The sequence below is a fragment of the Rhizobium sp. R86522 genome, from assembly GCF_042466255.1.
Lineage (GTDB): Bacteria > Pseudomonadota > Alphaproteobacteria > Rhizobiales > Rhizobiaceae > Allorhizobium.
Map to the genome: position 1 here is coordinate 3414758 of NZ_JAXHBX010000001.1, position 24230 is coordinate 3438987.

At 61.7% G+C, this 24230-nt stretch carries 22 protein-coding genes; 11 read left to right on the top strand and 11 right to left on the bottom strand.

Annotated elements, in window-relative coordinates; translation table 11 throughout:
- Both SJY08_RS16520 and mutS read right to left on the bottom strand, forming a co-directional pair.
- A complete protein-coding gene (locus tag SJY08_RS16520) occupies positions 1-2826 on the bottom strand; it encodes a [protein-PII] uridylyltransferase (protein WP_377276962.1) in 2826 nt (941 codons plus the stop codon).
- Positions 2827-2918: 92 nt separating this feature from the next.
- Complete coding sequence (gene mutS / locus SJY08_RS16525) at positions 2919-5570, bottom strand: DNA mismatch repair protein MutS (protein ID WP_377278635.1); 2652 nt, start codon at positions 5568-5570, stop codon at positions 2919-2921.
- A 198-nt stretch (positions 5571-5768) separates the two neighbouring features.
- Between mutS and SJY08_RS16530 the strand changes: the two genes are divergently transcribed.
- Positions 5769-8054, top strand: a complete 2286-nt coding sequence (locus tag SJY08_RS16530; protein ID WP_054149173.1) for an NADP-dependent malic enzyme — start codon at positions 5769-5771, stop codon at positions 8052-8054.
- On the opposite strand, the gene SJY08_RS16535 is transcribed toward SJY08_RS16530, so the two are convergent.
- From SJY08_RS16535 to SJY08_RS16565, 7 genes are all read right to left on the bottom strand, one after another.
- The gene (locus SJY08_RS16535; protein ID WP_377276965.1) at positions 8051-8968 is read right to left on the bottom strand and encodes a LysR substrate-binding domain-containing protein; all 918 of its coding nucleotides are present in this window, start codon (positions 8966-8968) and stop codon (positions 8051-8053) included. The two genes, SJY08_RS16530 and SJY08_RS16535, sit on opposite strands and share 4 nt — an antisense overlap.
- Positions 8969-9416: 448 nt before the next feature.
- Positions 9417-10247: a GNAT family N-acetyltransferase gene (locus tag SJY08_RS16540; RefSeq protein WP_300889920.1), complete on the bottom strand. Its 831-nt coding sequence runs from the start codon at positions 10245-10247 to the stop codon at positions 9417-9419.
- Positions 10248-10384: 137 nt separating this feature from the next.
- Positions 10385-10876, bottom strand: coding sequence for a signal peptidase II (gene lspA / locus SJY08_RS16545; RefSeq protein ID WP_054149153.1), 492 nt, complete (start codon positions 10874-10876; stop codon positions 10385-10387).
- A 2-nt stretch (positions 10877-10878) separates the two neighbouring features.
- Positions 10879-11739, bottom strand: a complete 861-nt coding sequence (locus SJY08_RS16550) for a TrmH family RNA methyltransferase (protein WP_377276967.1) — start codon at positions 11737-11739, stop codon at positions 10879-10881.
- Positions 11736-12878 carry a class I SAM-dependent methyltransferase gene (locus SJY08_RS16555; RefSeq protein ID WP_377276969.1) on the bottom strand — a complete coding sequence of 381 codons (1143 nt, stop codon included), beginning with the start codon at positions 12876-12878 and terminating at the stop codon, positions 11736-11738. Before SJY08_RS16555 ends, SJY08_RS16550 begins: the two co-directional genes overlap by 4 nt.
- A gap of 96 nt (positions 12879-12974) precedes the next feature.
- Entirely contained in the window at positions 12975-13319 is a 345-nt protein-coding gene (locus tag SJY08_RS16560; RefSeq protein WP_377276971.1) for a LapA family protein, read from the bottom strand.
- Between the two features lie 91 nt (positions 13320-13410).
- Complete coding sequence (locus SJY08_RS16565) at positions 13411-13713, bottom strand: integration host factor subunit beta (RefSeq protein WP_054149157.1); 303 nt, start codon at positions 13711-13713, stop codon at positions 13411-13413.
- 301 nt (positions 13714-14014) lie between these two features.
- Here SJY08_RS16565 and lptC point away from each other — a divergent pair, with 301 nt between their 5' ends.
- From lptC to ptsN, 6 genes are all read left to right on the top strand, one after another.
- The gene (gene lptC, locus SJY08_RS16570) at positions 14015-14698 is read left to right on the top strand and encodes an LPS export ABC transporter periplasmic protein LptC (RefSeq protein WP_054149158.1); all 684 of its coding nucleotides are present in this window, start codon (positions 14015-14017) and stop codon (positions 14696-14698) included.
- The gene (locus SJY08_RS16575) at positions 14695-15246 is read left to right on the top strand and encodes an LptA/OstA family protein (protein ID WP_300889865.1); all 552 of its coding nucleotides are present in this window, start codon (positions 14695-14697) and stop codon (positions 15244-15246) included. Before lptC ends, SJY08_RS16575 begins: the two co-directional genes overlap by 4 nt.
- 75 nt (positions 15247-15321) lie before the next feature.
- Positions 15322-16068, top strand: coding sequence for an LPS export ABC transporter ATP-binding protein (gene lptB, locus SJY08_RS16580; RefSeq protein ID WP_054149174.1), 747 nt, complete (start codon positions 15322-15324; stop codon positions 16066-16068).
- Between the two features lie 139 nt (positions 16069-16207).
- Positions 16208-17776 (top strand): RNA polymerase factor sigma-54, encoded by a 1569-nt coding sequence (rpoN, locus tag SJY08_RS16585; protein WP_377276974.1) that lies wholly within the window; start codon positions 16208-16210, stop codon positions 17774-17776.
- Between the two features lie 223 nt (positions 17777-17999).
- A complete protein-coding gene (gene hpf / locus SJY08_RS16590) occupies positions 18000-18575 on the top strand; it encodes a ribosome hibernation-promoting factor, HPF/YfiA family (protein ID WP_054149161.1) in 576 nt (191 codons plus the stop codon).
- A gap of 67 nt (positions 18576-18642) precedes the next feature.
- Positions 18643-19107 (top strand): PTS IIA-like nitrogen regulatory protein PtsN, encoded by a 465-nt coding sequence (ptsN, locus tag SJY08_RS16595; protein WP_054151256.1) that lies wholly within the window; start codon positions 18643-18645, stop codon positions 19105-19107.
- A 78-nt stretch (positions 19108-19185) separates the two neighbouring features.
- Here the strand turns inward: ptsN and grpE are convergent, their stop codons facing one another.
- The gene (gene grpE / locus SJY08_RS16600) at positions 19186-19812 is read right to left on the bottom strand and encodes a nucleotide exchange factor GrpE (protein ID WP_054151195.1); all 627 of its coding nucleotides are present in this window, start codon (positions 19810-19812) and stop codon (positions 19186-19188) included.
- A gap of 105 nt (positions 19813-19917) precedes the next feature.
- Positions 19918-21006 (bottom strand): heat-inducible transcriptional repressor HrcA, encoded by a 1089-nt coding sequence (gene hrcA, locus SJY08_RS16605; RefSeq protein ID WP_377278639.1) that lies wholly within the window; start codon positions 21004-21006, stop codon positions 19918-19920.
- 171 nt (positions 21007-21177) lie between these two features.
- Between hrcA and rph the strand changes: the two genes are divergently transcribed.
- The 4 genes from rph to hemW are packed head-to-tail and all read left to right on the top strand — an operon-like array spanning position 21178 to position 24156.
- A complete protein-coding gene (gene rph, locus SJY08_RS16610; RefSeq protein ID WP_054151197.1) occupies positions 21178-21894 on the top strand; it encodes a ribonuclease PH in 717 nt (238 codons plus the stop codon).
- A 13-nt stretch (positions 21895-21907) separates the two neighbouring features.
- Positions 21908-22312: a VOC family protein gene (locus SJY08_RS16615; RefSeq protein WP_300889863.1), complete on the top strand. Its 405-nt coding sequence runs from the start codon at positions 21908-21910 to the stop codon at positions 22310-22312.
- A 13-nt stretch (positions 22313-22325) separates the two neighbouring features.
- Positions 22326-22970, top strand: coding sequence for an RdgB/HAM1 family non-canonical purine NTP pyrophosphatase (rdgB, locus tag SJY08_RS16620; protein WP_300889862.1), 645 nt, complete (start codon positions 22326-22328; stop codon positions 22968-22970).
- Positions 22971-22974: 4 nt separating this feature from the next.
- On the top strand, positions 22975-24156 hold the full coding sequence (gene hemW / locus SJY08_RS16625; RefSeq protein ID WP_377276979.1) for a radical SAM family heme chaperone HemW: 1182 nt from the start codon (positions 22975-22977) through the stop codon (positions 24154-24156).
- The last annotated feature ends 74 nt before the right edge of the window (positions 24157-24230 follow it).

Genomic DNA, 24230 nt, shown 5'->3' on the forward strand with positions numbered 1-24230 from the left:
TCAGGCCCGTGCCTTTTTCGGCGCCGGCGCTGCGCGGTGTGGCTGGGCGATGATGCCCGAGGGCATGTTGTCCTTGAGCTCGTCCGGCTGTTCGGTCATCACCGGCTTCAGGCGATTGGCAATATTGGCCTGCCGGTTCTCGTTGGTCACCTTCTGTCCGACGAGGTCGGTGACATAGAAGGTATCGATGACCTTTTCCCCGAAGGTGGTGATCCGTGCCGAATGAATGTCCAGCGACAGGTCCGACAGCACGGCGGTGATCTCGGCAAGGAGACCGATGCGGTCGAGGCATTCCACCTCGATAACCGTGAACTTGTTGGACAGCGCATTGGAGATGCGGACATCCGGCTGAACCGGAAAGGTCTTGTTGCGCTTCTTGCCCTTTGTGCGCGTGGCAATGACCTCTGGCAGGCGCTTACGGCCCGACAGCACGTCCTCGATCATCTTCCCGATGGTGGCCGCGCGGCGGGTTTCGTCCTCGTCGATCGGGAACTCCCGGTTGATCAGGATCGTATCGAGGGCCCGGCCGTCCGAGGTCGTGAAGATCTGGGCATCGGCGATGTTGGCGCCGGCCGCCGCACAAGCGCCGGCGATGATCGAAAGGAGACGTGGATGGTCGGGCGAGAGCACCGTGATCTCGGTGATCGCGTGGAACTGGTGAGTGCGCACCATGGTCGCCAGCGCCTGGCCCGACTTGTCGGTCTGACGGATGAAATGGGCGTGGCGGACCTGGTCTTCGAGATCGACCGAGAGCAGGTAGGGCTCGTAGTGCAGCTTGGTATAGGTGCGCTGGTCCTTCTGGCTCCAGCCTTCGAGCGCCTGGCTGAGCTGCTCGGCGGCATGCTTGGCGCGTTCCTTGCGAGAGACCTGGGAGAAGCCGCCTGACAGCAGCAGTTCGGTCTCGTAATAGAGCGTGCGCAAAAGCTGGCCCTTCCAGCCATTCCAGACACCCGGGCCAACGGCCCTGATATCGCAGATGGTCAGAACCAACAGCATCTTCAGCCGGTCGAGCGACTGCACCTTTTCGGCGAAGTCGGTGATGGTCTTGCGGTCGTGCAGGTCGCGCGTCTGAGCCACCATCGACATCAGCAGATGCTGGTCGATCAGCCAGGCGACCATTTCGGTCTGCTTGGGCGAGAGGCCGAGACGCGGGCAGAGCTTGCGGGCGACCTTGGCGCCGGCGACGGAGTGATCCTCCTGGCGGCCTTTGGCGATATCGTGCAGGAGGATCGCGACATAAAGCGTCTGGCGATCCTCGATTTCCGGCATAATCTTGTTGGCGAGCGGATGGATCTCCTCCGCCTTGCCGTTGTCGATCTCGGAGAGCACCTCGACCGTGCGGATCAGATGCTCGTCGACGGTATAGTGATGATACATGTTGAACTGCATCATCGAGACAATCTTGCCGAATTCCGGCATGAAACGACCGAGCACGCCGGCCTCGTTCATGCGCCGAAGGATGAAACCCGGATCCTTGCGTGAGGTCAGGATCGAGAGAAACAGGCGGTTGGCCTCTTCGCTTTCGCGGAAATCATTGGTGATCAGCGACAGCGAGCGGGTGACGGCCTTCAAGGCATCAGGATGGAATTCGAGCCCGTTCAGATCCGCCACGTGGAAGAGGCGCATGATCGACATCGGGTCCTTCTTGAAGACGCCGGGATCGGCAAGCGCAATGCGGCCGCGATCGTCGATGAATTCGCTGGCGCCGGGGATCTTGCGCGGACGGTTGGCAAAACGGCCGATCATGCCACCGATACCGGGGGCGGCCTTGGCCTGCTGATCCTCAAGTGCTGCCGCAAAGATGCGGGTGAGATCGCCGACGTCTTTTGCCACGAGGAAGTAGTGCTTCATGAAGCGCTCGACGGCGGACAAGCCCGGACGCGGCTGGTAGCCGAGGCTCTTGGCGATCTCCGGCTGGATATCGAAATACAGGCGCTCTTCCGGCTTGCCGGTCAGATAATGCATGTGGCAGCGGACCGCCCAAAGGAAATCGTCGGCCTTCTGGAAAAGGCGCCACTCGTGGCGGGAGAGCACGCCGAGACGCACCAATTCGCCGGTGTCGCGGACATGGTAATTGTATTTGGCGATCCAGAAGAGGGTCTGCAGATCGCGCAAGCCCCCCTTGCCTTCCTTGACATTGGGCTCGACGAGGTAGCGGCTGTCGCCGGCCTTGCGGTGCCGCTCGTCGCGTTCGGCAAGCTTGGCGGCGATGAATTCCGGCGCGGTTCCGGTCGTCACTTCCTGATCGAAACGGCGCTGGAGTTCGGTGACCAGAGCCTCGTCGCCGCAGATATGGCGGGTTTCGAGGATCGCGGTCCGAATGGTCATGTCCGTGGTTGACAGGCGGATGCACTCCTCCACCGTGCGGGTGGCGTGGCCGACCTTGAAGCCGACATCCCACAACAGATAGAGGACGAACTCGACCGCCTTGTGCATGGCGGGACCAGCCTTCGGCGGCAGCAGGAAGAGCAGGTCGATATCGGAGCCTGGCGCCAGGGTTCCGCGGCCGTAACCGCCGACGGCGGCGACGGCCAGACCGTTGGCGTCCTTCGGATAGACATGGGTGCGGGCGAAATCGAAGATGACCGAGATAAGCTGATCCTGGATCCAGGAAATCCGGTTGGCGCAGTTCATGCCGCTGCCGTCTTCGAAAAGCTTCAGCCGCGCCTGTTCGCGGGCCTCGGCAGAGGCCTTCTTCAGGATCGGCAGGAGCTTCGCGCGGGTCTCCAGCATATTGCCGCAGCCAGCCTCCGCGATGGTCTTGCAGGACGCACGGAGCGCGTCGATGTCGAGGAGATCGTCGAAGGCAAGCTCTGCTGTGGCCATGGGTGCGGCATCATCTCTTGGGAACCCGGGAATCAGCCGGGATTGGTGGCGCTATAGCGCTTTTCGGGCGCGATTGACAGGCACTCTACCGGTCAAGGCTTGCCAAGTTGTTTCTTGAGATCATAGAGCGCATCGAGCGCCTGACGAGGCGTGAGATCGTCAAGATCGAGTGAGCGCAAGGCCTCCTCGACCTTCGACGGGCCGGATTTTTGGATCTCCTCGCGGCGCACGGCGACCTGGAAAAGCGGCAGATCATCGATCAGCTGGGCGGCAGGGTTCTTGCGGTCGCTGTCTTCGAGGCGGGTCAGAACCTCACGGGCACGGGCAACGACGGCGGCCGGCAGGCCGGCGAGACGGGCGACCTGGATGCCGTAGGAGCGATCGGCGGAACCGGGGCCGACCTCATGCAGGAAAATGACGTCGCCGTCCCATTCCTTGACGCGCATCGTGACGTTCGACATGCGGGCAAGCTTTTCCGACAGCGCCGTCAGTTCGTGGAAATGGGTGGCAAAGAGCGAGCGGCAGCGGTTGGCCTCATGCAGGTGCTCGACGGCGGCCCAGGCGATGGAGAGGCCATCGAAGGTTGCCGTGCCACGACCGATTTCGTCTAGGATGACGAGCGAGCGATCGGTGGCCTGATTGAGGATGGCTGCCGTTTCGACCATCTCGACCATGAAGGTGGAGCGGCCACGCGCCAGATCGTCGGAAGCGCCGACGCGGGAGAAGAGCCGGTCGACGATCCCGATATGCGCCGCACCGGCGGGCACGAAGGAGCCCATCTGGGCGAGGATGGCGATCAGCGCATTCTGGCGCAGGAAGGTCGACTTACCGCCCATGTTGGGACCCGTCAGCAGCCAGATGGCGCCGGGGCCTTTGGTATCGTTGGGCGAGAGATCGCAATCATTGGCGATGAAGGGGCTGGCGGCCTGGCGGCGCAGAGCCTGCTCGACCACCGGATGGCGGCCAGCTGTAATGGCGAACATTCTGCTATCATCGACCAGCGGGCGGCAATAGCCCTGCTCTTCCGCCAAGGCCGCGAGGCCGGCTGCGACGTCGATGACCGCGAGTGCGCGGGCAGCGGCTTTGATAGGTTCTGCGGCGGAGACCACCTGGCTCACCATCTGATCGAAGGCTGCGAGTTCGAGCGAGAGTGCCTGCCCGGCGGCGTTCGCAATCCGGCTTTCGAGATCGGCGAGTTCGGTGGTGGTGAAGCGCATGGCGTTTGCCATGGTCTGGCGATGGATGAAGCGGGCCTTGGCTTCGTCGCCCTCGGTCATCGGACCGGCATTGCCGGCGGTTACCTCGATAAAATAGCCGAGCACATTGTTGTGCTTGATCTTCAGCGACTTGATGCCGGTTTCCTCGGCATATTGCAGCTGAAGGCCGGCGATCACACGTCGGGACTGGTCGCGCAGCGCGCGCAGCTCGTCCAATTCCTGGATCGCGCCATCGCGCAGGAAGCCGCCATCGCGCTTCAGAAGCGGCAGTTCCTCGGCGAGCATCGCGGCCAGGCTGGAGCCAAGATCGGCGGGCAAGGCTGCGAGGTCGGCAAGGGCTTCGGACAGTTCCGCAGGCAGGCTTGACGGGTGCAGAAGGCGGCCAACCTCGGCAGAGGCGGCGAGACCGGCGACGATAGCCCCGAGGTCACGCGGGCCACCGCGATCGAGCGCCAAACGGGAAAGGGCGCGCGGCATGTCGGGCACGCGCTTCAGGGCGTCGCGGAGGCGGTCGACGAGCAGGCCATCGGCCAGGAGATGAGCGATCGAGTCCTGTCGATCGGCAATCGCCTCCGGGTCTGTCAACGGCGACATGAGGCGTTCGGCAAGCAGGCGGGCGCCACCGCCTGTGACGGTGCGGTCGATCGCTTTCAACAGCGAACCGTTGCGCTCGCCGGACAGCGTCTTCACCAGTTCGAGATTGGCGCGGGTCGCGGGATCAATGAAGAGGGTCGAGGCCGCATTCTGCCGTTCGGGCAGACCGAGCGGCGGGCGCTCGGAGATCTGGGTCTTTTCGACATAGGCGACGGCGGCGGCGGCCGCTGCGATTTCGGCGCGGGAGAAGGCGCCGAAGCCATCCAGCGTGCCGACGCCAAAGTAACGGGCAATGCGGCCTTCAGCACTTGCACTGTCGAAGAGCACGCCGGGCTGGGGCACGACGACACGACCGAGCACGTCGAAGGCGGGCTTCAGTTCTTCGTCGTGGAACAGCGTATCGGGCACGATCAGCTCGCGCGGCTCGATGCGCAGGATGTCCGCGAGCAGGCGCGTCTCAGTCGTCTCCGCGAGGCGGAAGATGCCGGTGGAAATATCGATCCAGGCGAGCGCCAGTTGCGGGGCGGAACCGCCCCGGATCCGGGCGAGTGCCATCAGGTAGTTGGATTCGAAGGGCGAGAGGAGTTTATCCTCGGTGATCGTGCCCGGCGTAACGAGGCGGACGACGTCACGCTTCACCACGGATTTCGAGCCTCGCTTCTTGGCCTCTGCCGGATCCTCGATCTGCTCGCAGACCGCAACGCGGAAGCCGAGCGAGATCAGTTTCTGCAGGTAATCATCGGCAGCATGCACCGGCACGCCGCACATGGGGATATCCTGGCCGAGATGCTGGCCGCGCTTGGTCAGCGTGATGCCGAGCGCGCGGGAGGCGTCGACCGCATCCTCGAAGAACAGCTCGTAGAAATCGCCCATGCGATAGAAGAGCAGGCTACCCGGATTGGCGGCCTTGATCTCGATGAATTGCTCCATCATCGGAGTGGCCGTGGCGCGGCTCTCCTCCGAGGTCAGCTCGGCGACGTTCAGGACATCACTTTGGGTGGCTTGATATAGCGTCACGGGCTCAATGTTTTCTTGAAAAGGAAGTCGTGCAACACTAACGACTTAAGGCGAGGAAAAACAACCAGGATGGGCCGGCGTTCGCCCGCTGCCCACAACAAGGTGAGGGGAAGCATGGCAAATGAGAAGACGACCGGCCGGACGAAAGTCTCGGTGACGGAACAGGAAGCTCTGGACTTTCACTCCCAGGGGCGGCCGGGCAAGCTGGAGATTACCCCGACCAAGCCAATGGCGACGCAGCGCGATCTGTCGCTTGCCTATTCCCCCGGCGTTGCCGTTCCCGTGAAGGCGATCGCTGCCGATCCTGCCACCGCCTATGACTATACGACCCGCGGCAACATGGTGGCCGTCATCTCGAACGGCACGGCGATCCTCGGGCTCGGCAATCTCGGAGCACTCGCCTCGAAGCCCGTGATGGAAGGCAAGTCCGTTCTCTTCAAGCGCTTTGCCGATGTCGATTCGATCGATCTTGAGGTGGACACGGAGAATGTAGACGAGTTCATCAATTGCGTGCGTTATCTCGGCCCCTCCTTCGGCGGCATCAACCTCGAAGACATCAAGGCGCCCGACTGCTTCATCATCGAAAGCCGGCTGCGCGAGCTGATGGACATCCCTGTTTTCCACGACGATCAGCATGGCACGGCGATCATCGCGGCTGCCGGCCTGATCAACGCGCTGGAACTGACCGGCCGCGACTTCAAGACGACCAAGCTTGTCTGCAACGGCGCGGGGGCTGCGGCGATTGCCTGTATCGAGCTGATCAAGGCCATGGGCTTCAACGGCGAGAACATCATTCTCTGCGACACCAAGGGCGTGATCTACCAGGGTCGCACCGAGGGCATGAATCAGTGGAAGTCGGCCCATGCCGTCAAGACCGACCGGCGGTCGCTGAAGGAAGCCATGGTGGGTGCTGATGTCGTGTTCGGCCTCTCCCAGAAGGGTGCCTTCGCCGCCGACATGATCGCCTCGATGGCTGACAATCCGATCATCTTTGCCATGGCCAATCCGGACCCGGAAATCACGCCTGAGGAAGTGGCCGAGATCCGCTCAGATGCGATCATGGCCACCGGGCGCTCGGACTATCCGAACCAGGTGAACAATGTTCTCGGCTTCCCTTACATCTTCCGGGGTGCTCTCGACGTGCGGGCAAGCCAGATAAACGATGCGATGAAGATCGCCGCCGTCCGGGCGCTCGCCGATCTGGCGCGCGAGGACGTGCCTGACGATGTGGCCGCGGCCTATCAGGGCGAGCGGCCGCGCTTCGGGCCGCAATACATCATCCCCGTACCCTTCGACCCGCGCCTCATTTCGGCAATCCCGGTTGCCGTCGCCAAAGCAGCGATGGAAAGCGGCGTGGCACGCAAGGAAATCGAGGATCTCGGCGCCTATGCGCATGAGCTTTCCGCCCGCCGCGACCCTATCGCGGCCGCGACGCAGCGCATCTACGAGCATGTCCGCAGCCACCCCAAACGCGTCGTCTTTGCCGAAGGTGAAGAGGAGCAGGTCATGCGTGCGGCGATCTCCTTCGTCAATCTCGGCCTCGGCACCGCGATCCTGCTGGGCCGCGACGAGCCCTTGAAGGCGACCGCCGAGCGGGCCGGCATCGATCTCGACCGTCCAGGCATCGAGGTGGTCAACGCCCGCATGTCCACCCGCGTCGAGGCCTATACCGAATATCTCTATGCCCGGCTGCAGCGGAAGGGCTACCTGCATCGCGATGCGCAGCGGCTGATCAACACCGACCGCAACCACTTCGCCGCCTGCATGGTGGCGCTGGGCGATGCGGATGCCATGGTAACGGGCACGACACGCAACTATTCGACGGCACTCGAGGACGTGCGCCGCTGCATCGACACGGCACCCGGCCACCGGGTAATCGGCGTGTCGCTGGCTCTGGCGCGTGGCCGCACGATCGTCGTGGCAGACACCGCCGTGCACGACATGCCGACGGCGGATGAGCTGGCCGATATCGCCGAAGAGGCGGCGGGTGTCGCCCATCGGCTGGGGCTTGTGCCGCGCGTGGCGCTGCTGGCCTATTCCACCTTCGGCCATCCAACCGGCGAGCGCTCCGAGCGGGTGCGGGAAGCCGTGAAGATCCTCGACCGGCGCGGCGTCTCCTTCGAATATGACGGCGAGATGGGGGCGGATATCGCACTCAATAGCCACCGGATGGAACAGTATCCGTTCTGCCGTCTGTCGGGCACGGCCAATGTGCTGGTCATGCCGGCGATCCATTCGGCGGCGATCTCGACGAAGATGCTGCAGGAACTGGGCGGCTTGACCGTGATGGGGCCGCTCTTGATCGGGCTCGAAAAGTCGGTGCAGATTGCCCAGATGGGCGCGAAGGACAGCGACATCGTCAATATGGCGGCGATTGCGGCCTATAACGCGGCGGGTTAAGCGAAGACCGGAGCGGCTTTTGCAAGCCGCTCCATGTCGTCCTCGATCTCGCGCTTCAGCCAGCGCTTGAACTTTTCCACCTTCTCCGAGCGCCTCGCGTTCTCGGCGGTCACGAAGTAGTGGCCGAAGCCGGTTTTGACCGCCGGACCAAAGGGCGCGAGGAGCTGGCCGTGTTGTAGCTGGTGGGATGCGATGGTCTGCCAGGCGAGCATTACCCCCTGCCCCGCAATTGTCGCGTCCAGGCAGAGCGAAGCCTCGCTGAAGGTGTGGCGGGCCTTGATCTCAGCGCCTTCGAGACCGACGGCGGAGAGCCAGACATCCCAGGTAAACATGGCCCTGCCATCGATGACCTTCGGCAGGTCGAGGATATCTGCGGGTTCGCGCAGTTTTTCGGCCATGGCCGGGGTGCAGAGCGGGGCCACCCGCTGTTCGAGAATGAGTTCGGCCTTGAAGCCCGGCCAGTGACCCCGTCCGACACGAATTCTGAGATCGACATCTGTCTGGCTGGCATCGGTCAGGCGGTCGTTGGCGTCGATGCGCAGGCTGATCTGCGGGAAACGTTCGGAAAAGTCTGCAATTCGATGCACGAGCCAGCGGGCGGCGAAGACCGGGGCGACCGAAATGGTCAGCAGGCTGTCGTCGCTGCGCCTGGCGAGGGCCACGGCGCCCGAGAGGTGGCGGAAGCCATCCGAGAGGCGTGCCAGCATATCTGTCGCCGTTTCTACCGCGACCATGCCACGGCTCGTGCGCTCGAAAAGCATGCGACCGAGCTGCTGTTCGGTCTTGATGACTTGCTGGCTGACGGCGCCGATGGAGACGCCAAGCTCTTCCGCCGCCGCCTGGAGTGAGCCGAGACGTCCCACGGCTTCGACGGCGCGCAGGCCGTTCAGATGCAACTGATTGAGGTTCTTCATATAGAAAAGCTATAATCACAAAGAGCAAAACTCAATTGAAATGTACAGGATTCAAGCAGAGTATCAGGCATCATTTCAACCGATTTCCCATCCATTAGGCGCGCGGAAGGCTAGGTCATGCTCAAGATTTTCTGGAAGCAAGCGACAGCTAAGGCGAAAGCAAGGGCAGACTGGCGGCATGACCCCTTGGGGCATCCGGCTTTACAGGAGATGAGCCTGCTAGAGCTTGCCGATCTTCCGATGGTGGCGGAAGTGCAGATGCGGCAAGGTCGAGCGGAGGTGGTCGAAGATTGTCGTCTAAGCGCCAGCCACGGGCATCGAGCCGGATGCAGTGTATCGCGCTGATCCCAATAGTGAGGGCATTCGGCTTCGCCGCCCCCTCATCCCCGGTGCAACGAGTTGCACCTGAGGGCTGCGCGCCACCTTCTCCCCGATGGCGAGAAGAGGATCAGCTGGCGCTGGCGAAGCGGCCGGCGTCGGCGCCGTAATAGTTGACGTAACGACCGGAAATGCTGGCGATCGGCAGGATGATCAGAACATCGGTGGTGTTGAATGCATGATCGACCACCGCGCCATTGCCGACCATGGCGCCGAGGCGCAGATAACCCTTGATCAGCGGCGGCATGGCGAAGAGGGCGCGTCGGGCATTCACAGCTTCCGACGGCATCAGGTCCATCTCGCGGTAGAGATGCGGCAGCGCGTCAACGGCCCACTCGCCCCTGGCGACGGCGTTCTGGTGCAGGAATGACAAAGCCAGCGCATGCTCCTCCGGCTGCGTGCCGGGGAAGGAGCCGCAGCCGAACATGGCGTCGATGCGGTTATGCAAGGCATAGGCCCAGCAGCCCTGCCAGAGCAGTTCGACCGTGCGCTTCGTGCGGTATTGCGGCAGGACGCAGGAGCGGCCGAGCTCCATGAAACGCTTTTCCGGATGGCGGGCGACGAGCGCGTTGACGCCGAATTCGGAGCCGGAATAAAAGCCGCCATGGGCGATCGCCACTTCATGGCGCAGCAGGCGGTAGGTGCCGACAATCTGGTCTTCGGCGTCGCCATCGATCGAGCGGTCGAGGACCAGAAGATGATCGCAAAGGCTATCCCAGCTGTCGACTTCCCGGCCGCGGCGCGCATCTTCGACGCAGACCTGCGCCTTCATCTCCTCGACAAACACGCGATAACGTACGGCCTGGGCCGCGTCGATCTCGCGTTCGGTGCGGGCGATGCGCGTTTCGAGGCTACCGATTCGGCCCAGGATATCGCGCGAAGCGGGAAGTCCCAGCGGCATACCGGCCGGGTTTTCCAAGAGAAGGTCTCGTTCGATCAGTTCCACGCTCATGGGATCTATCCAGCGTTGAAGTCACGGCCTTTAAACACGAGACTGCTACAGGAAAGTGACAAAACTTCGAACAGCTTCGCCGCCTTTCAAGCCTCCGGCGGCTTCGGCTTGCGATGCTGGATGATCTCGTCGACGACGATGCAGATGGCGCCAATGGTGATGAAGCTGTCCGCCAGGTTGAAGACCGCGAAGGACCAGGTATCTGTGTAAAACAGAATGTAATCGACCACATAGCCATAGGTGAAGCGGTCGATGATGTTGCCGAGAGCACCGGCGATGATCATCGCAAAGCCGAGATGGGCGAAATGTTGTTCGGGGCCCGTCTTGCGCCAGAGCCACAAGACAAAACCGACGATGACCAGGCGCAGGCCGATGATGAACCAGCCGTCGAGATGCGACAGCATGGAGAAGGCGACGCCGAGATTGTGGGTCCGGTAGAGCGCCCAGAAGGGCAAAACCGGGATAAGCTCATGCATCGGCAGATAGACTTCCACCGCATATTTGATGGCCTGGTCGAGGATCAGGACGAAGGCGATAAAGGTCAGGACCGGACCGGGCCGGTTGAAGGCTGCGAGCATCGTCACTTGGCTCCGTCGAGGGCGAGCAGATGGCGGCGGACCTCGAACAGCATTACGCCGGTGGCGACTGCAAGGTTCAGGCTGTCGGCCATGCCAACCTGGGGAATGCGGGCGAGCTTGTCTGCGGCCTGAGCCAGTTCATCCGGCAGACCTGATTGTTCGTTGCCCATCATCAGGATGACCGGCTTCGACTTGTAATCAATGGTGCGGTAATCGACGGCGCCGGCGAGATGGGTGGCAACGAGGCGGGCATCTACCGACTTCTTCCACTTGAGGAAATCAGCGGGCGTCGTTTTGACCAGCGGCAATGCGAACATCGAGCCCATGGTGGCGCGCACGGTTTCCATCGAAAAGGGATCGGTGCAATCGCCGACCAGGATGACGCCTGCGGCACCTGCAGCATCGGCCGTGCGGATGATCGTGCCGAGATTGCCGGGATCGCGGACCCGGTCGAGTGCGATCCAGGTTTCCGAGCCCTTCGGCTGAATGTCCTTGAGCGGCGTCCAGCGCTGTTCGAAGACAGCGGCGACCATCTGCGGATTGTCACGCCGGGTGATGGAAGACATGACCTTTTCGCTGACTTCCAGCACGAGGCCGCCTGATGCCACCGTGCGTGCGGCGACCTTTTCGACCAGCGGCTTGCCCTTGCCGGCCTTGGCATAAACGAGGGTGCGGATGGTCCAGCCGCGATCGAGCGCATCGATCACGAGCTTCAGGCCTTCCGCAAGGAAGGTGCGGCTTTCGTCGCGGCTCTTCTTCTGCGAGAGGGCCTTGATGTCCTTGATGATGGGATTGGCGAGGCTGGTGACTTCCTTGACCTGACCGACGCGGCGCGGGCCGTCCTGGCGATAATCATCGGTCATTTCGGCACCCAGCGGCTGAAGAGAGAGGTGGAGAGCGCACGCCCCGGCGTCTTGCCGTCGAGACCTGCCTCGCGGATGACGAGCTCGCCTGACTCGACCAGGCCGCCCTTGCCGCGCATGGTTTCCCGCATCAGCTCGTGGATCGAGTAGAAGCTGGCACGGATCGAATAGGCGGTCAGAACAAGCCCGACGGCCTTGGGCGCCAGTAGTTCGCGGCATATGTCGAGCATCAGCGGCAGATGGTCGAAGAGCTGCCAGACTTCACCGTTCGGGCCACGGCCGAATTTCGGCGGGTCGGTGAGAATGATGTCGTAGCGATGACCGCGCCGTTCCTCGCGCAGGATGAACTTCATCGCGTCCTCGCAGATCCAGCGGATCGGCGCCTTGTCGAGGCGGCTCAGCGACTGGTTCTCGCGGGCCCAGCCGATCGCCTTCTTGGAGGCGTCGACATGTGTGACTTCGGCGCCCGCAGCGGCGGCCACCAGCGAGGCGACGCCGGTGTAACCAAAGAGGTTCAGGACCTTCAGCGGCCTGTCGGCAGCCTCGATCTTCTCTTTCATCCAGCTCCAATGGGCGATCTGCTCCGGGAAAACGCCGACATGACGGAAGGCGGTGAAACGGCCGTGGAAATCGACGCCGAGCAGGGATAGCGGCCAGGTTTCGCCCAGCGCCTCACGCTGGAAGCGCCAGCGGCCCATGCCGTCTTCGTCGGTATCGCCGGTGAAGACAGCGTCGGCCTTGTCCCAGACATGGGTCGGCAGCGCCTTTGGCCACAGCGCCTGGGCTTCGGGGCGAACGATGCGATAAGGGCCGTATTGCTCAAGCTTCAAACCGTCGCCGCTGTCGATCAGGTGGAAATCGCCCGCGCCTGAGGATTCGAGGATCAGCGGCACGCGCTCGGCCGGGCGGTCACCGTTGCGGATCGTCAGGGCGCGGGCGGGTTCGGCCGTCACATCGGGCGATTGCGGCTGTGGCTTTGGCTTTGGTGCCTCGGCATCACGGCGCGGCGGGCGGGCCTGGCGATCGTCCCTGCCCTTCGACGGGTACGGCTTCGCTGATCCGGGCCGTGTGTCGCCAATGGCTTTCGCCTTCGCTCCCGGGAATGGCTTGGCGCCGGGGCGACGTTCCTTGTTCTTCACGTCAATGATCCGTGGGTCGTGTTCGTTTGCGCCAGCCCATAGCATTGCCGGCCCGGCGCGGAAAGGAAATTTGCCGCGAGACCGAATGACCTGATGTCACTTGGCGCCGAGTTGGGGCAGCGTCGAACCGGCAATCTGTTCGGCCCTTGTCTTCTGGCGATCGGCCTCGGCCTGCCATTGCTGCGCCTCACGCGACTGGCTGCGTGCCTTCTTGCGATGTTTGCCCTGGGTGAACCAGGTCACAACGGAGCCAAGGAGCACACCGAGTATGACCGCAAGAATGAGGAAGACGAAGAAGGGTGCGGAGACAGACAGAGCCTGATCCGCGGGATTGAAGGGGTTGAGCGCGAGACTGACGACGCCGCGATTGGCCACGGCCAGAACGATGAGCAGCACACCGAGGGGCAGAAACACCACGAGGCTCACGACTTTCCGGATCATCTGGACAACTCCCTGTTCACTCCGAGGTGAATGCATCACCTCTTTGGGCTCAAGTTAAGGACAGGGGCGGAATTTTCAACGCGAAAAGCGCTTATTCGTCGTCCTCGTCACCCATGCCCGGGTTGAGGCGCTCGCGCAGTTCCTTGCCCGTCTTGAAGAACGGAACCCATTTCTCCTCGACAAACACGGTTTCACCTGTACGCGGATTGCGCCCCGAGCGCGAGGGACGGTTCTTGACGGAAAAGGCACCAAAGCCGCGGAGCTCCACGCGATTGCCGGCGGCCAGCGCATCAGTGATTTCGTCCAGAACCGCATTGACGATATTCTCGACATCGCGATGATAGAGATGCGGATTGCGGGCCGCGACGATCTGCACCAATTCCGACTTTATCACGCGGACCCCCTGAAATTTCTATTGTGACGTTGAGCGGCGATAACGTTGCCAAAGCAAAAAAGCTCAGTCAAGGAACAACTTAACCATAAATTGCCGGCTTTGCGAGAGATATGACGAGCGTCACACGCAATATCGTGATCGCGAGGGTCACATTTTCACCCTCCGCGTGCTGCATGGCTTGTGTGGCGCTTTCTTGTAACAAGTCTGCCATAATCCATATTGGCAAGGCCGAACGGACATGCGAAACGACGAACAGGCGGCTTGCTGACGGCCACCGCCACAATATTACGGATCCTAGGGAATGCTGGAAGCGACACATGAAGGCCTGCCGCCGCTGGAGCGCCGATCCGAAGCCGATGCCTATCGGCGGGCGGTCAGCCATTCGCGTCGCGTCCGGCGTCTGCGCTTCCTTCTACCTGTCGTCGCACTGGCCATCACGCTGGCATTCGTTGCGGTTTCCTTCGTGCGCAGCCTGATGCCCGACGAATTGCAGATCGAGTCCGCCACTATAGAAGACGGTAAGGTCGTGATGGAAAAGCCTGCGATCGCGGGCCGCAACGACGAGGGCGTGCGCTATTCGATGCGCGCTGAGCGAGCGCTGCAGGACATCAAGAATCCCAATATCATCGCGCTCGAGACCATTGCCGCTGCCGTGCCGGTCAACGACAAGATCATCGCCCGCGTTGTCGCCTCGAGCGGCATCTTTGACCGTGGCGCAAACACCCTCAACCTCGACAAGCCGTTCACTCTCAATCTCAGCAGCGGCATCGACGCGCAGTTCAATTCCGCCAATCTCGATATTGCCGGTGGCACGATGAAGACAAATGATCCTGTCGCCATCCAGACCAAAGGCGCGTCGATTGTTGCGAACTCGCTCGAGATGAAGGATAAGGGGCGAACCATGATCTTCGCGGGCAGTGTCAAGTTGAACATCGAGCCGTCCGCCATTCAAAGCAATCGGTCCACGGAAGCCGCCCAGCCATGATTCACAGCACCTTCGCCAAGTTTTCCTTTGCTGGCTTCCTTCTGGTTTCGGCAGGTCTAGTTGCCGGACCATCGGCGGCACAGACGACCAACAGCCAGATGAACGGTCTGAAGCTGTCCAACGATCAACCCATTCAGATTGAAAGCGATCAGCTGGAGATCCGCGAGCAGGAAAAGAAGGCCTTCTTCACCGGCAATGTGAAGGTTGTGCAGGGCACGACGACGCTGCAGGCCGGGACCATGGTCGTTCACTATCGCGGCGAGGGCCAGACGGTGACCCAGGGCAATGCCGATATCGAGAAGATCGACGTGGCCCAGAAGGTATTCCTGTCATCCGGCACGCAGCAGGCGACTGCCGATACGGGGTATTTCGACATGACGCAGCAGGTCTTCGTACTTGAAGGCGAGCGCGTCGTGCTTTCGGAAGGGCAGAACGTCTTTGTCGGCTGCAAACTCACCGTCCAGATGAATTCCGGTCAGGCCAAGCTCGACAGCTGTGGCCGGCGCGTTCAGATTCAGCTCGACCCCAAGTCCCAGCAGAGCAACTGACGGGTTCGCGTGAACGTGCACATTCCATTTTTCTCCAGGACGAAGCAGCCCAAAAAGGCGGCGAACCCGACCGGCCTGCCGGGCGACAAGTCGCGCTATGAAGGCACACTGATCGCGCATGGACTGACGAAGACCTACAATTCGCGCCGCGTCGTCAACGGTGCTTCGCTGGTGGTCCGCCGCGGCGAAGCCGTCGGGCTGCTCGGGCCCAATGGGGCGGGCAAGACGACCTGTTTCTACATGATCACGGGCCTCGTTCCGGTCGATGCCGGCACCATCTCGATCAACGGCAACGACGTCACCTCCATGCCGATGTATCGGCGCGCCCGTCTCGGCGTCGGCTATCTGCCGCAGGAAGCGTCGATCTTTCGCGGCCTGACGGTGGAAGAGAACATTCGCGCAGTGCTTGAGGTCCATGTCTCCGAGAAGCGCAAGCGCGAAGAGAAGCTCGACGAATTGCTCGCCGAATTCCACATCGAGAAACTGAGGAAGTCGCCGGCTGTCGCGCTTTCCGGCGGTGAACGCCGACGTCTGGAAATCGCACGTGCCCTTGCGACCGATCCGACATTCATGCTGCTGGACGAACCCTTTGCGGGCGTCGATCCGATCTCGGTCTCCGACATCCAGAACCTCGTGCGACATCTGACGGCACGCGGCATCGGCGTTCTCATCACCGACCACAATGTGCGTGAAACGCTCGGCCTGATCGACCGCGCCTATATCATCCATGCCGGTGAAGTGCTCACCCATGGCCGGGCCAACGACATCGTCAACAATGCCGATGTGCGTCGCCTCTATCTCGGCGAACAGTTCAGCCTCTGACGGATCTTTGAAGAAAAGACCGCCTCACCATTCCCACGGCTTGACCAAAACAAAATAAAAAGCAATTTTTGGGCCAAGTGGAATCTCCCGCCATAAAAGGCGGGATTGCGGGGAAATGTAGGGGAGTCGAACGTCCGCCATGGCCTTATCCGCCAATCTGTTCCTGCGACAAAGCCAGTCCTTGGTGATGACTCCCCAGCTGATGCAGTCGATTCAGCTGTTGCAGATGACTCACCTCGAACTGATGCAGTTCATTGCGCAGGAAGTGGAGCGGAATCCGCTGCTCGAAATGGCGGCAGATGATGGTGATTTGGGCGGCGAAATGCCTGACAATGCCGATCGCCACGGCAATACGACGCAGGAAAACCAGGCCGCTGCAGACGAGGCTGGCGCCTCCCCATCGCTCGACAGCGATTGGTATGAGAACGGTGCGAGCGAGCGGCTGAACGACAGGCTCGATACGAATTACGATACCGCCTTTGCCGACGAAGGCTCCACGCAGCGGCCCGATGCGCCGGAGCTGCTTGGGCAATGGAAATCCATGCCCGGTCAGTCCGGGGACGGAAGCGAGGGCTATGACCTCGACGATTTCGTTGCCGGTCAGGTCAGCCTCAGGGACCACCTGAACCAGCAAGTCCCCTTCGCACTCTCTTCGGCCTCGGATCAGTTGCTCGCCTCCGTGCTGATCGACCACCTGGATGAAGCGGGCTATCTGCGCGCAGATCTCGACGAGGTGGCGTCTCGCCTCGGTCTGAGCGGCGCGGATGTCGAGGCGGTTCTTGCGACCCTGCAGACGCTCGAGCCCGCCGGGGTCTTTGCGCGCAGCCTCAGCGAATGCCTGGCGATCCAGCTGCGTCAACGTGATCGGTATGATCCGGCGATGGCAGGTCTCATAAACAATCTCGAATTGCTTGCAAAGCGCGACTTCGCCACGCTGAAGAAGATCTGCGGCGTCGATGAGGAAGATCTCGTCGACATGCTGTCGGAGATCCGCAAGCTCAATCCGAAGCCGGGCAGCAGCTTTGAGCATGCGGTCAGCGAATCCGTGACGCCCGATATCGTCGTACGTCCCGACGGGCTTGGAGGCTGGCAGGTCGAACTCAATCCGGATGCGCTTCCGCGCGTGCTTGTGAACCATAGCTACATGGCCGCTGTTGGGCGCCCGAAGGCGTCCAAGGACGCCCCCGACCAGGCCTTCATGTCGGAATGCCTGCAGAACGCCAATTGGCTCACGCGCAGCCTCGACCAGCGCGCGCGAACGATCACCAAGGTCGCAGCCGAGATCGTGCGCCAGCAGTCCGCCTTCCTCGACCACGGCGTCGACCACCTGCGGCCGCTGAACCTGAAAACGGTCGCCGATGCCATCAAGATGCACGAATCGACCGTCAGCCGCGTGACGACGAACAAATACATGCTCACGCCCCGCGGGCTGTTCGAACTCAAATACTTCTTCAGCGTGTCGATCGCCTCGGCGGAAGGCGGCGACAGCCATTCGGCGGAAGCCGTGCGCCACAGGATCCGCGCATTGATCGAGAAGGAAAGCCCCGAAACGGTTCTCTCTGACGACGATATCGTCGATCAGCTGAAATCATCAGGCGTCGATCTCGCCCGGCGCACCGTCGCCAAATATCGCGAGTCGATGAACATCGCTTCTTCCGTCCAGAGACGTCGCGAGAAGCGCGCCATGGCCAAGGTTTCGGCCGGCTGACGGCCCCCTTCCCGCCTTAAAGATTAACAGGAGATTGACTCTTTCCCCGTGGGCGGCTAGAAGCGCGCCGCAATCGACAGCGCACACTGTCAACCGAAGGACAGATCCTTCGACGACGCCCGACAAACGAAGGCACAGACTAACCTAACCGTTCGAAAAGCTTGGACGCGGCCGTCGCTTGGCGTAAAATGGATACGCAACCAATCATAAGAAGGGAAACTCCATGAGTGTGCGTGTATCCGGCAAGCAGATGGAAATCGGCGAAACGTTCCGGCAGCGGATCGAAGATCGAATCCAGGATGCGGTTACCAAATACTTCGACGGAGGGTATTCCGGGCAAGTGGTCGTCTCGAAGTCGCAGTCGCGCTTCGCGGCAGATTGCCTGGTGCATCTCGATACCGGCGCAAACCTGCATGCAGCAGGTGAGGCCAATGATCCGCAAGTGGCCTTTGACACCGCCTTCGAGCGCGTCGAGAAGCGCCTGCGCCGCTACAAGCGCAAGCTGAAGGATCATCACGCGGGAGAAGCACAGAACCCGTCGATCGAGGTCGCCTACACGGTTATGGATTCCGTCGACGAGGATCACGAGGAACTTCCCGAGGACTATGCGCCGACGATCGTTGCCGAGAGCACCAAGAAACTTCGGACCATGTCCGTCGCTTCCGCAGTTATGGCTCTCGACATGACTGACGACCCGGTTCTTCTGTTCAGAAACCCGGGAAGTGAACAATTGAATATCGTTTATCGTCGGAATGACGGTAATATCGGGTGGATCGATTCCGCCAACATCAAAGGCTGAAGATCGGCTTGGGCGGCTGCGCGAGGCAGCCGCCCGTTCCTCGATCCGAGGCATGAAGGACATTGATATGGCATTGGCAGATTTGCTGCAGCAGGATGCTGTCGTACCGGCTCTCCGGGTGAACTCCAAGAAGCAGCTGCTTCAGGAACTTGCGGCCAAAGCCTCCAAGCTTACCGACATTCCGGAACGGGAAATCTTCGACGTGATCCTGCAGCGCGAGCGCCTCGGCTCGACGGGCGTGGGCAACGGCATCGCCATCCCGCATGGAAAGCTGAACAAGATCAGCAAGATCACGGGCGTCTTCGCAAGACTCGAAACGCCGGTCGATTTCGAAGCGCTCGACGATCAGCCGGTCGATCTGGTCTTCCTGCTGCTCGCGCCCGAGGGTGCCGGGGCAGATCATCTCAAGGCCCTGTCACGCATTGCGCGCGTGCTGCGCGACCAGGACCTGGTGGCCAAGCTCCGGGCGACTGAATCGGCCTCGGCGATCTACACCTTCCTCAACGAGGAACAGGCGTCGAACGCCGCCTGAGCGACTGCCTTTAGGTCCAGACAGCAAAAAAGCGCCCGAATGGGGCGCTTTTTTTCATTCACGCGATATCACGTCTGCTCACGCCTTGGCGGCATCCTCGGCTGCGGCTTCCTTCGGACCGCCCTTGGCAACACCGACCATGGCCGGGCGCAGCACACGCTCGCCGATGGCGTAGCCAGCCTGAACGACCTGGACGACTGTGTTGTTGGGCACGTTCGGATTGGGCACCTCGAACATCGCCTGATGGAAGTTCGGATCGAACTTCTGGCCTTCCGCCTCGATCTTGCGCACGCCATGGCGCTCGAGCGTTGCCAGCATACCGCGCTCGGTCATTTCGACACCTTCGATCAGAGCGGTGACGGTCGCGTCTGCGGCGGCACGAGCCTCGTCCGGCAGCGTCTCAATCGCGCGTCGCAGGTTGTCGGAAACGGAGAGCATGTCGCGGGCGAAGCCGGTGACCGCATAGGACTTGGCATCCTTGATTTCGCGGTCGGTGCGGCGGCGCAGATTGTCCATTTCAGCGGCCAGGCGCAGGAAACGGTCGCGCAAATCGGCGTTTTCTGCCTTCAAAGCGTCGATCGGATCATTCTCCTGCGCGGACCCGGCCTCGCTTTCGTTCGCAACCTGTCCTTCTTCGGTGGTCGCGGTTGCTTCTGCCTCGGTAGCTGCCGCGTCAGGTCCGTTCTTGTTGGTTTCTTCGGTCATGACGTTCTCCGGATGATGTCTCGTTTTCGAAGCTCAAAGCTTTCGAATGCGTGCCCGATATCAGGGTTTGACGAGAAAAAATCAAGGGTTTGTCGGGAAATTGGCTCAGCGCGCGCCGCGCGAGAGCCTCGCCATCAGCTGAGCGGTGTAATCGACCATCGGCACTATGCGCGAATAGTTGAGGCGGGTCGGACCAATCACGCCGACGGCGCCGACGATACGGTCTTCGCCATCACGATAGGGTGCGACGATCAATGAGGAGCCGGAGAGCGAAAAAAGCTTGTTTTCTGATCCGATGAAGATCCGGACCCCCGGGCCGCTTTCGGCCAGATCAAGGATTTCGATCAAGCTTTCCTTGCGCTCCAGATCATCGAAGAGCAGGCGCAGGCGATCAATGTCCTCAGAGCCGGCAAGACCTTCGAGCAGATTGGCGCGACCGCGGACGATCAGGCGGGCGGGCTGCTTTTCGGCCACTTCGCCCGACCAGACAGCGAGGCCGCGCTCGACCAGATCCTGGGACAGGGTGTCGAGCTCGGTCGCCACCTGGGACTTCAGGCTTTCAATCTGGCCACGCAGTTCGCGCAGCGTCTGACCTGCCAGGTTGGCGTTCAGGAAATTGGCCGCCTCGGTCAACTGCGAGGCCGTGATGCCTGCCGGCAGTTCGATGATGCGGTTCTCGACCTGATTGTGCTCGCCGACGAGAACGGCGAGCGCCTTGGTCGGTTCGAGCCGAATGAATTCGACATGCTTGAGAACGGGATCGTTCTTTGCCGAGATGACAAGACCGGCGCCACGCGACAGGCCGGACAGCATGCGGCTTGCCTCGGTCAGCATGGCCTCCATCGGCTGATCGGCACCGGAAGGCCTGATCTGACGCTCGATTTCGTCGCGCTCGCCTTCGGAAAGATCGCCGATCTGCATGAAGGCGTCGACGAAGAAGCGCAGGCCGGCCTGCGTGGGCAGGCGTCCAGCGCTGATATGCGGCGCGTAGATGAGGCCGAGTTCTTCGAGATCACTCATGACGTTGCGCACGGAGGCCGGCGACAGCGACATGGGCAATAAGCGCGAAAGATTACGCGAACCGAGCGGATCGCCGCTGTCGAGATAGGTCTCGACGATACGGCGAAAGACCTCCCGGGAGCGGTCGTCCAGGGAGGCGGACACGTCTGCGACGGTCGTCTTCGGTGATGCCATTATCGGAGCGAACATGATCTCAGAGGTTTCATGCAAGAAATATAGTCACTGCTTACGGGATGACCAAGGGGTATTTCGCCGCGCGCAAGGCTCTCTGCGCTGCGGCATGGTTTTTCTTTGCAAATAAGCTGCTCCGTCCTTAGAAGGCAACTAACAACCCAGGAGATTGCAATGCGGCCATCCGGCAGAAAAACCGATCAAATGCGCAAGGTTTCATTCGAGCGCAACTTTTCCAAGCATGCAGAAGGCTCCTGCCTGGTGAAGTTCGGCGACACGCATGTGCTGTGCACCGCGAGCCTGGAAGAGAAGACCCCGCCGTGGCTGCGCAATTCGGGCAAAGGCTGGGTGACGGCGGAATACGGCATGCTGCCGCGCGCCACCGGTGATCGCATGAAGCGCGAGGCCGCCTCGGGCAAGCAAAGCGGCCGTACCCAGGAAATCCAGCGCCTCATCGGCCGGTCCCTGCGGGCGATCGTCGATCTCGAGGCTCTCGGCGAACGCCAGATCTCGATCGACTGCGACGTTATCCAGGCGGATGGCGGCACGCGCACGGCGGCGATCACCGGCGCCTTCATTGCCCTGCATGACTGCCTGAAGTGGATGGAAGCCCGCAGCATGATCAAAGTCGAGAAGGTCCTCAAGGATCATATCGCGGCCGTTTCGTGCGGCATCTTCGCAAGCCAGCCTGTGATCGACCTCGATTATCTGGAAGACTCGGCTGCCGAGACGGACGCCAACTTCGTCATGACTGGCTCTGGCGGCATCGTCGAGATCCAGGGCACGGCAGAAGGCAAGCCGTTCAGCCAGGACGAGTTCCTCACGTTGCTTGGTCTGGCGCGGAACGGCATCGACGAACTGGTGGCGCTGCAGAAGCAGACAATCGCCTGAGAAGAAGGGCCGCATGATCGAAGGGATCCTCGAAACCGCACTCTATGCGGACGATCTGGACAAGGCAGAGGCGTTTTATGACGGCGTCCTCGGCCTTGAAAAAATCCGCCGTGGCGGCAACCGGCATATCTTCTATCGGTGCGGGTCCGGCGTCCTTCTGATCTTCAATCCGGCAGAAACGGAGACACCCATCGCCGACGACCCCTTCCCTGTCCCGACCCACGGGACGAGGGGCACTGGCCATGTCTGTTTCATCGTCCGTCACGACGATCTCGATGCCATGCGCAGTCGGCTGCAGCAGGCCGATATACCGGTCGAATCCGAACTGACATGGCCGAACGGCGCATGCTCGATCTACTTCCGCGATCCGGCCGGAAACAGCCTGGAATGCGCGTCCCGCACCCTTTGGACTTCTTGAACGGACCTATCGCATGCGCAAACTCGACACCCGCACCATCATCGTTGCCAGCCACAATGCCGGCAAGATCGCTGAAATCGCCGACCTGATCGGCCCCTTCGGCTTTTCTGCCAAATCGGCCAAGGACCTTGCCTTCGTCGAGCCAGATGAAACCGGTACGACTTTCGAGGAAAATGCCGCGATCAAGGCGCTCGCCTCTGCCAAGGCTTCGGGGCTGCCTGCGCTCTCGGACGACAGCGGCCTCGTCATCGATGCGCTCGACGGCGCCCCAGGCGTCTATACGGCGAACTGGGCCGAGCGCGAGGATGGCAGCCGCGATTTTCAGATGGCGATGGAGAAGGTCGAGAAGGCTCTCCAGGAGCGCGGCGCAACGGATGCGGCTCAGAGAACCTGTCGCTTCGTCAGCGTGCTCTGCCTCGCCTGGCCGGACGGTCATACCGAATTCTTCCGGGGTGAGGTCGAGGGCGTGGTTGCCTGGCCGCCGCGCGGCACCGCCGGTTTCGGCTATGACCCCGTCTTCCAGCCCGAGGGGCATCAGCGCACCTTCGGAGAGATGACCGCGGACGAAAAACATGGCTGGAAGCCCGGCAATCCAGAGGCTCTGTCGCACCGTGCCCGGGCCTTCAAGCTTTTCGTCGAAACCTGCCTGGAGGCATGACGCCTTGACCGATCGGTCCTTTACGCTCCTGCCCGACACTGGCGAGCCTGGTTTCGGGGTCTACGTGCATTGGCCCTTCTGCGCGGCCAAGTGTCCGTATTGCGACTTCAACAGTCATGTGCGGCACCAGCCGGTCGATCAGGCGCGCTTCGTCGCCGCCTTTCTTGCCGAGCTGAAGGCTGTGCGGGCCATGTCCGGGCCGAAGACCGTCACCAGTGTCTTCATGGGCGGTGGTACGCCGTCGCTGATGGATCCCTCGACGGTCGGCGCGATCCTCGACGGTATTGCGGCCAACTGGCATATGCCAGACGGCATCGAGATCACCATGGAGGCGAACCCGTCCAGCGTCGAGGCGACCCGCTTCCACGGCTATCGGGCAGCGGGCGTCAATCGTGTTTCGCTCGGGGTGCAGGCGCTGAACGATCCAGACCTCAAGTTCCTCGGACGCCTGCATGATGTCGCCGATGCACTCAAGGCGATCCGACTGGCGCGCGAGATTTTTCCGCGCATGTCCTTCGACCTGATCTACGCCCGTCCGAACCAGACGGTCGAGGCCTGGGAGCGGGAGTTGAAGGAAGCGATCTCCTATGCCGTCGATCATCTGTCGCTCTACCAGCTGACGATCGAAGAAGGCACGGCCTTCTATGGCCTGCACAAGGCCGGCAAGCTGATCGTGCCCGACGACGAGCATGCCGCCACGCTTTATGAGGCGACGCAGGAGATTACCGCGCGTGAAGGACTGCCGGCCTATGAGGTTTCCAACCACGCCCGCCCGGGCGCGGAGAGCCGCCATAACCTGACCTACTGGCGTTATGGCGATTACGCCGGCATCGGTCCAGGTGCCCATGGACGCCTCACCCAGGGTCGCACCAAGATTGCAACGGTCGCCGAGCGGCATCCGGAAACCTGGCTTTCGGCCGTCGAGCAGAGTGGTCACGGCATTATCGAACGCGAAGAGCTCGATCACGAGGCGCAGGCCGACGAGCTTCTCCTGATGGGCTTGCGGCTTCGCGAGGGCGTAGATCTCGCCCGGTGGCAGCAGCTGTCCGGCCGCGACCCCGATCCGGACAAGGAGCAGTTTCTGCTGGATCAGGGCTTCATCGAGCGGCTCGGCAATTCGCGGCTGCGCTGCACACCGCCGGGCATGCTGATCCTCGACGCCGTGGTCGCGGATCTCGCCTGCTGAGAATCCTCAGATCTTCAGTTTAGCCGGCGACATTCGGTTTGGTGTAGCACGGTCCAACGACAAAGCCCGCCGAT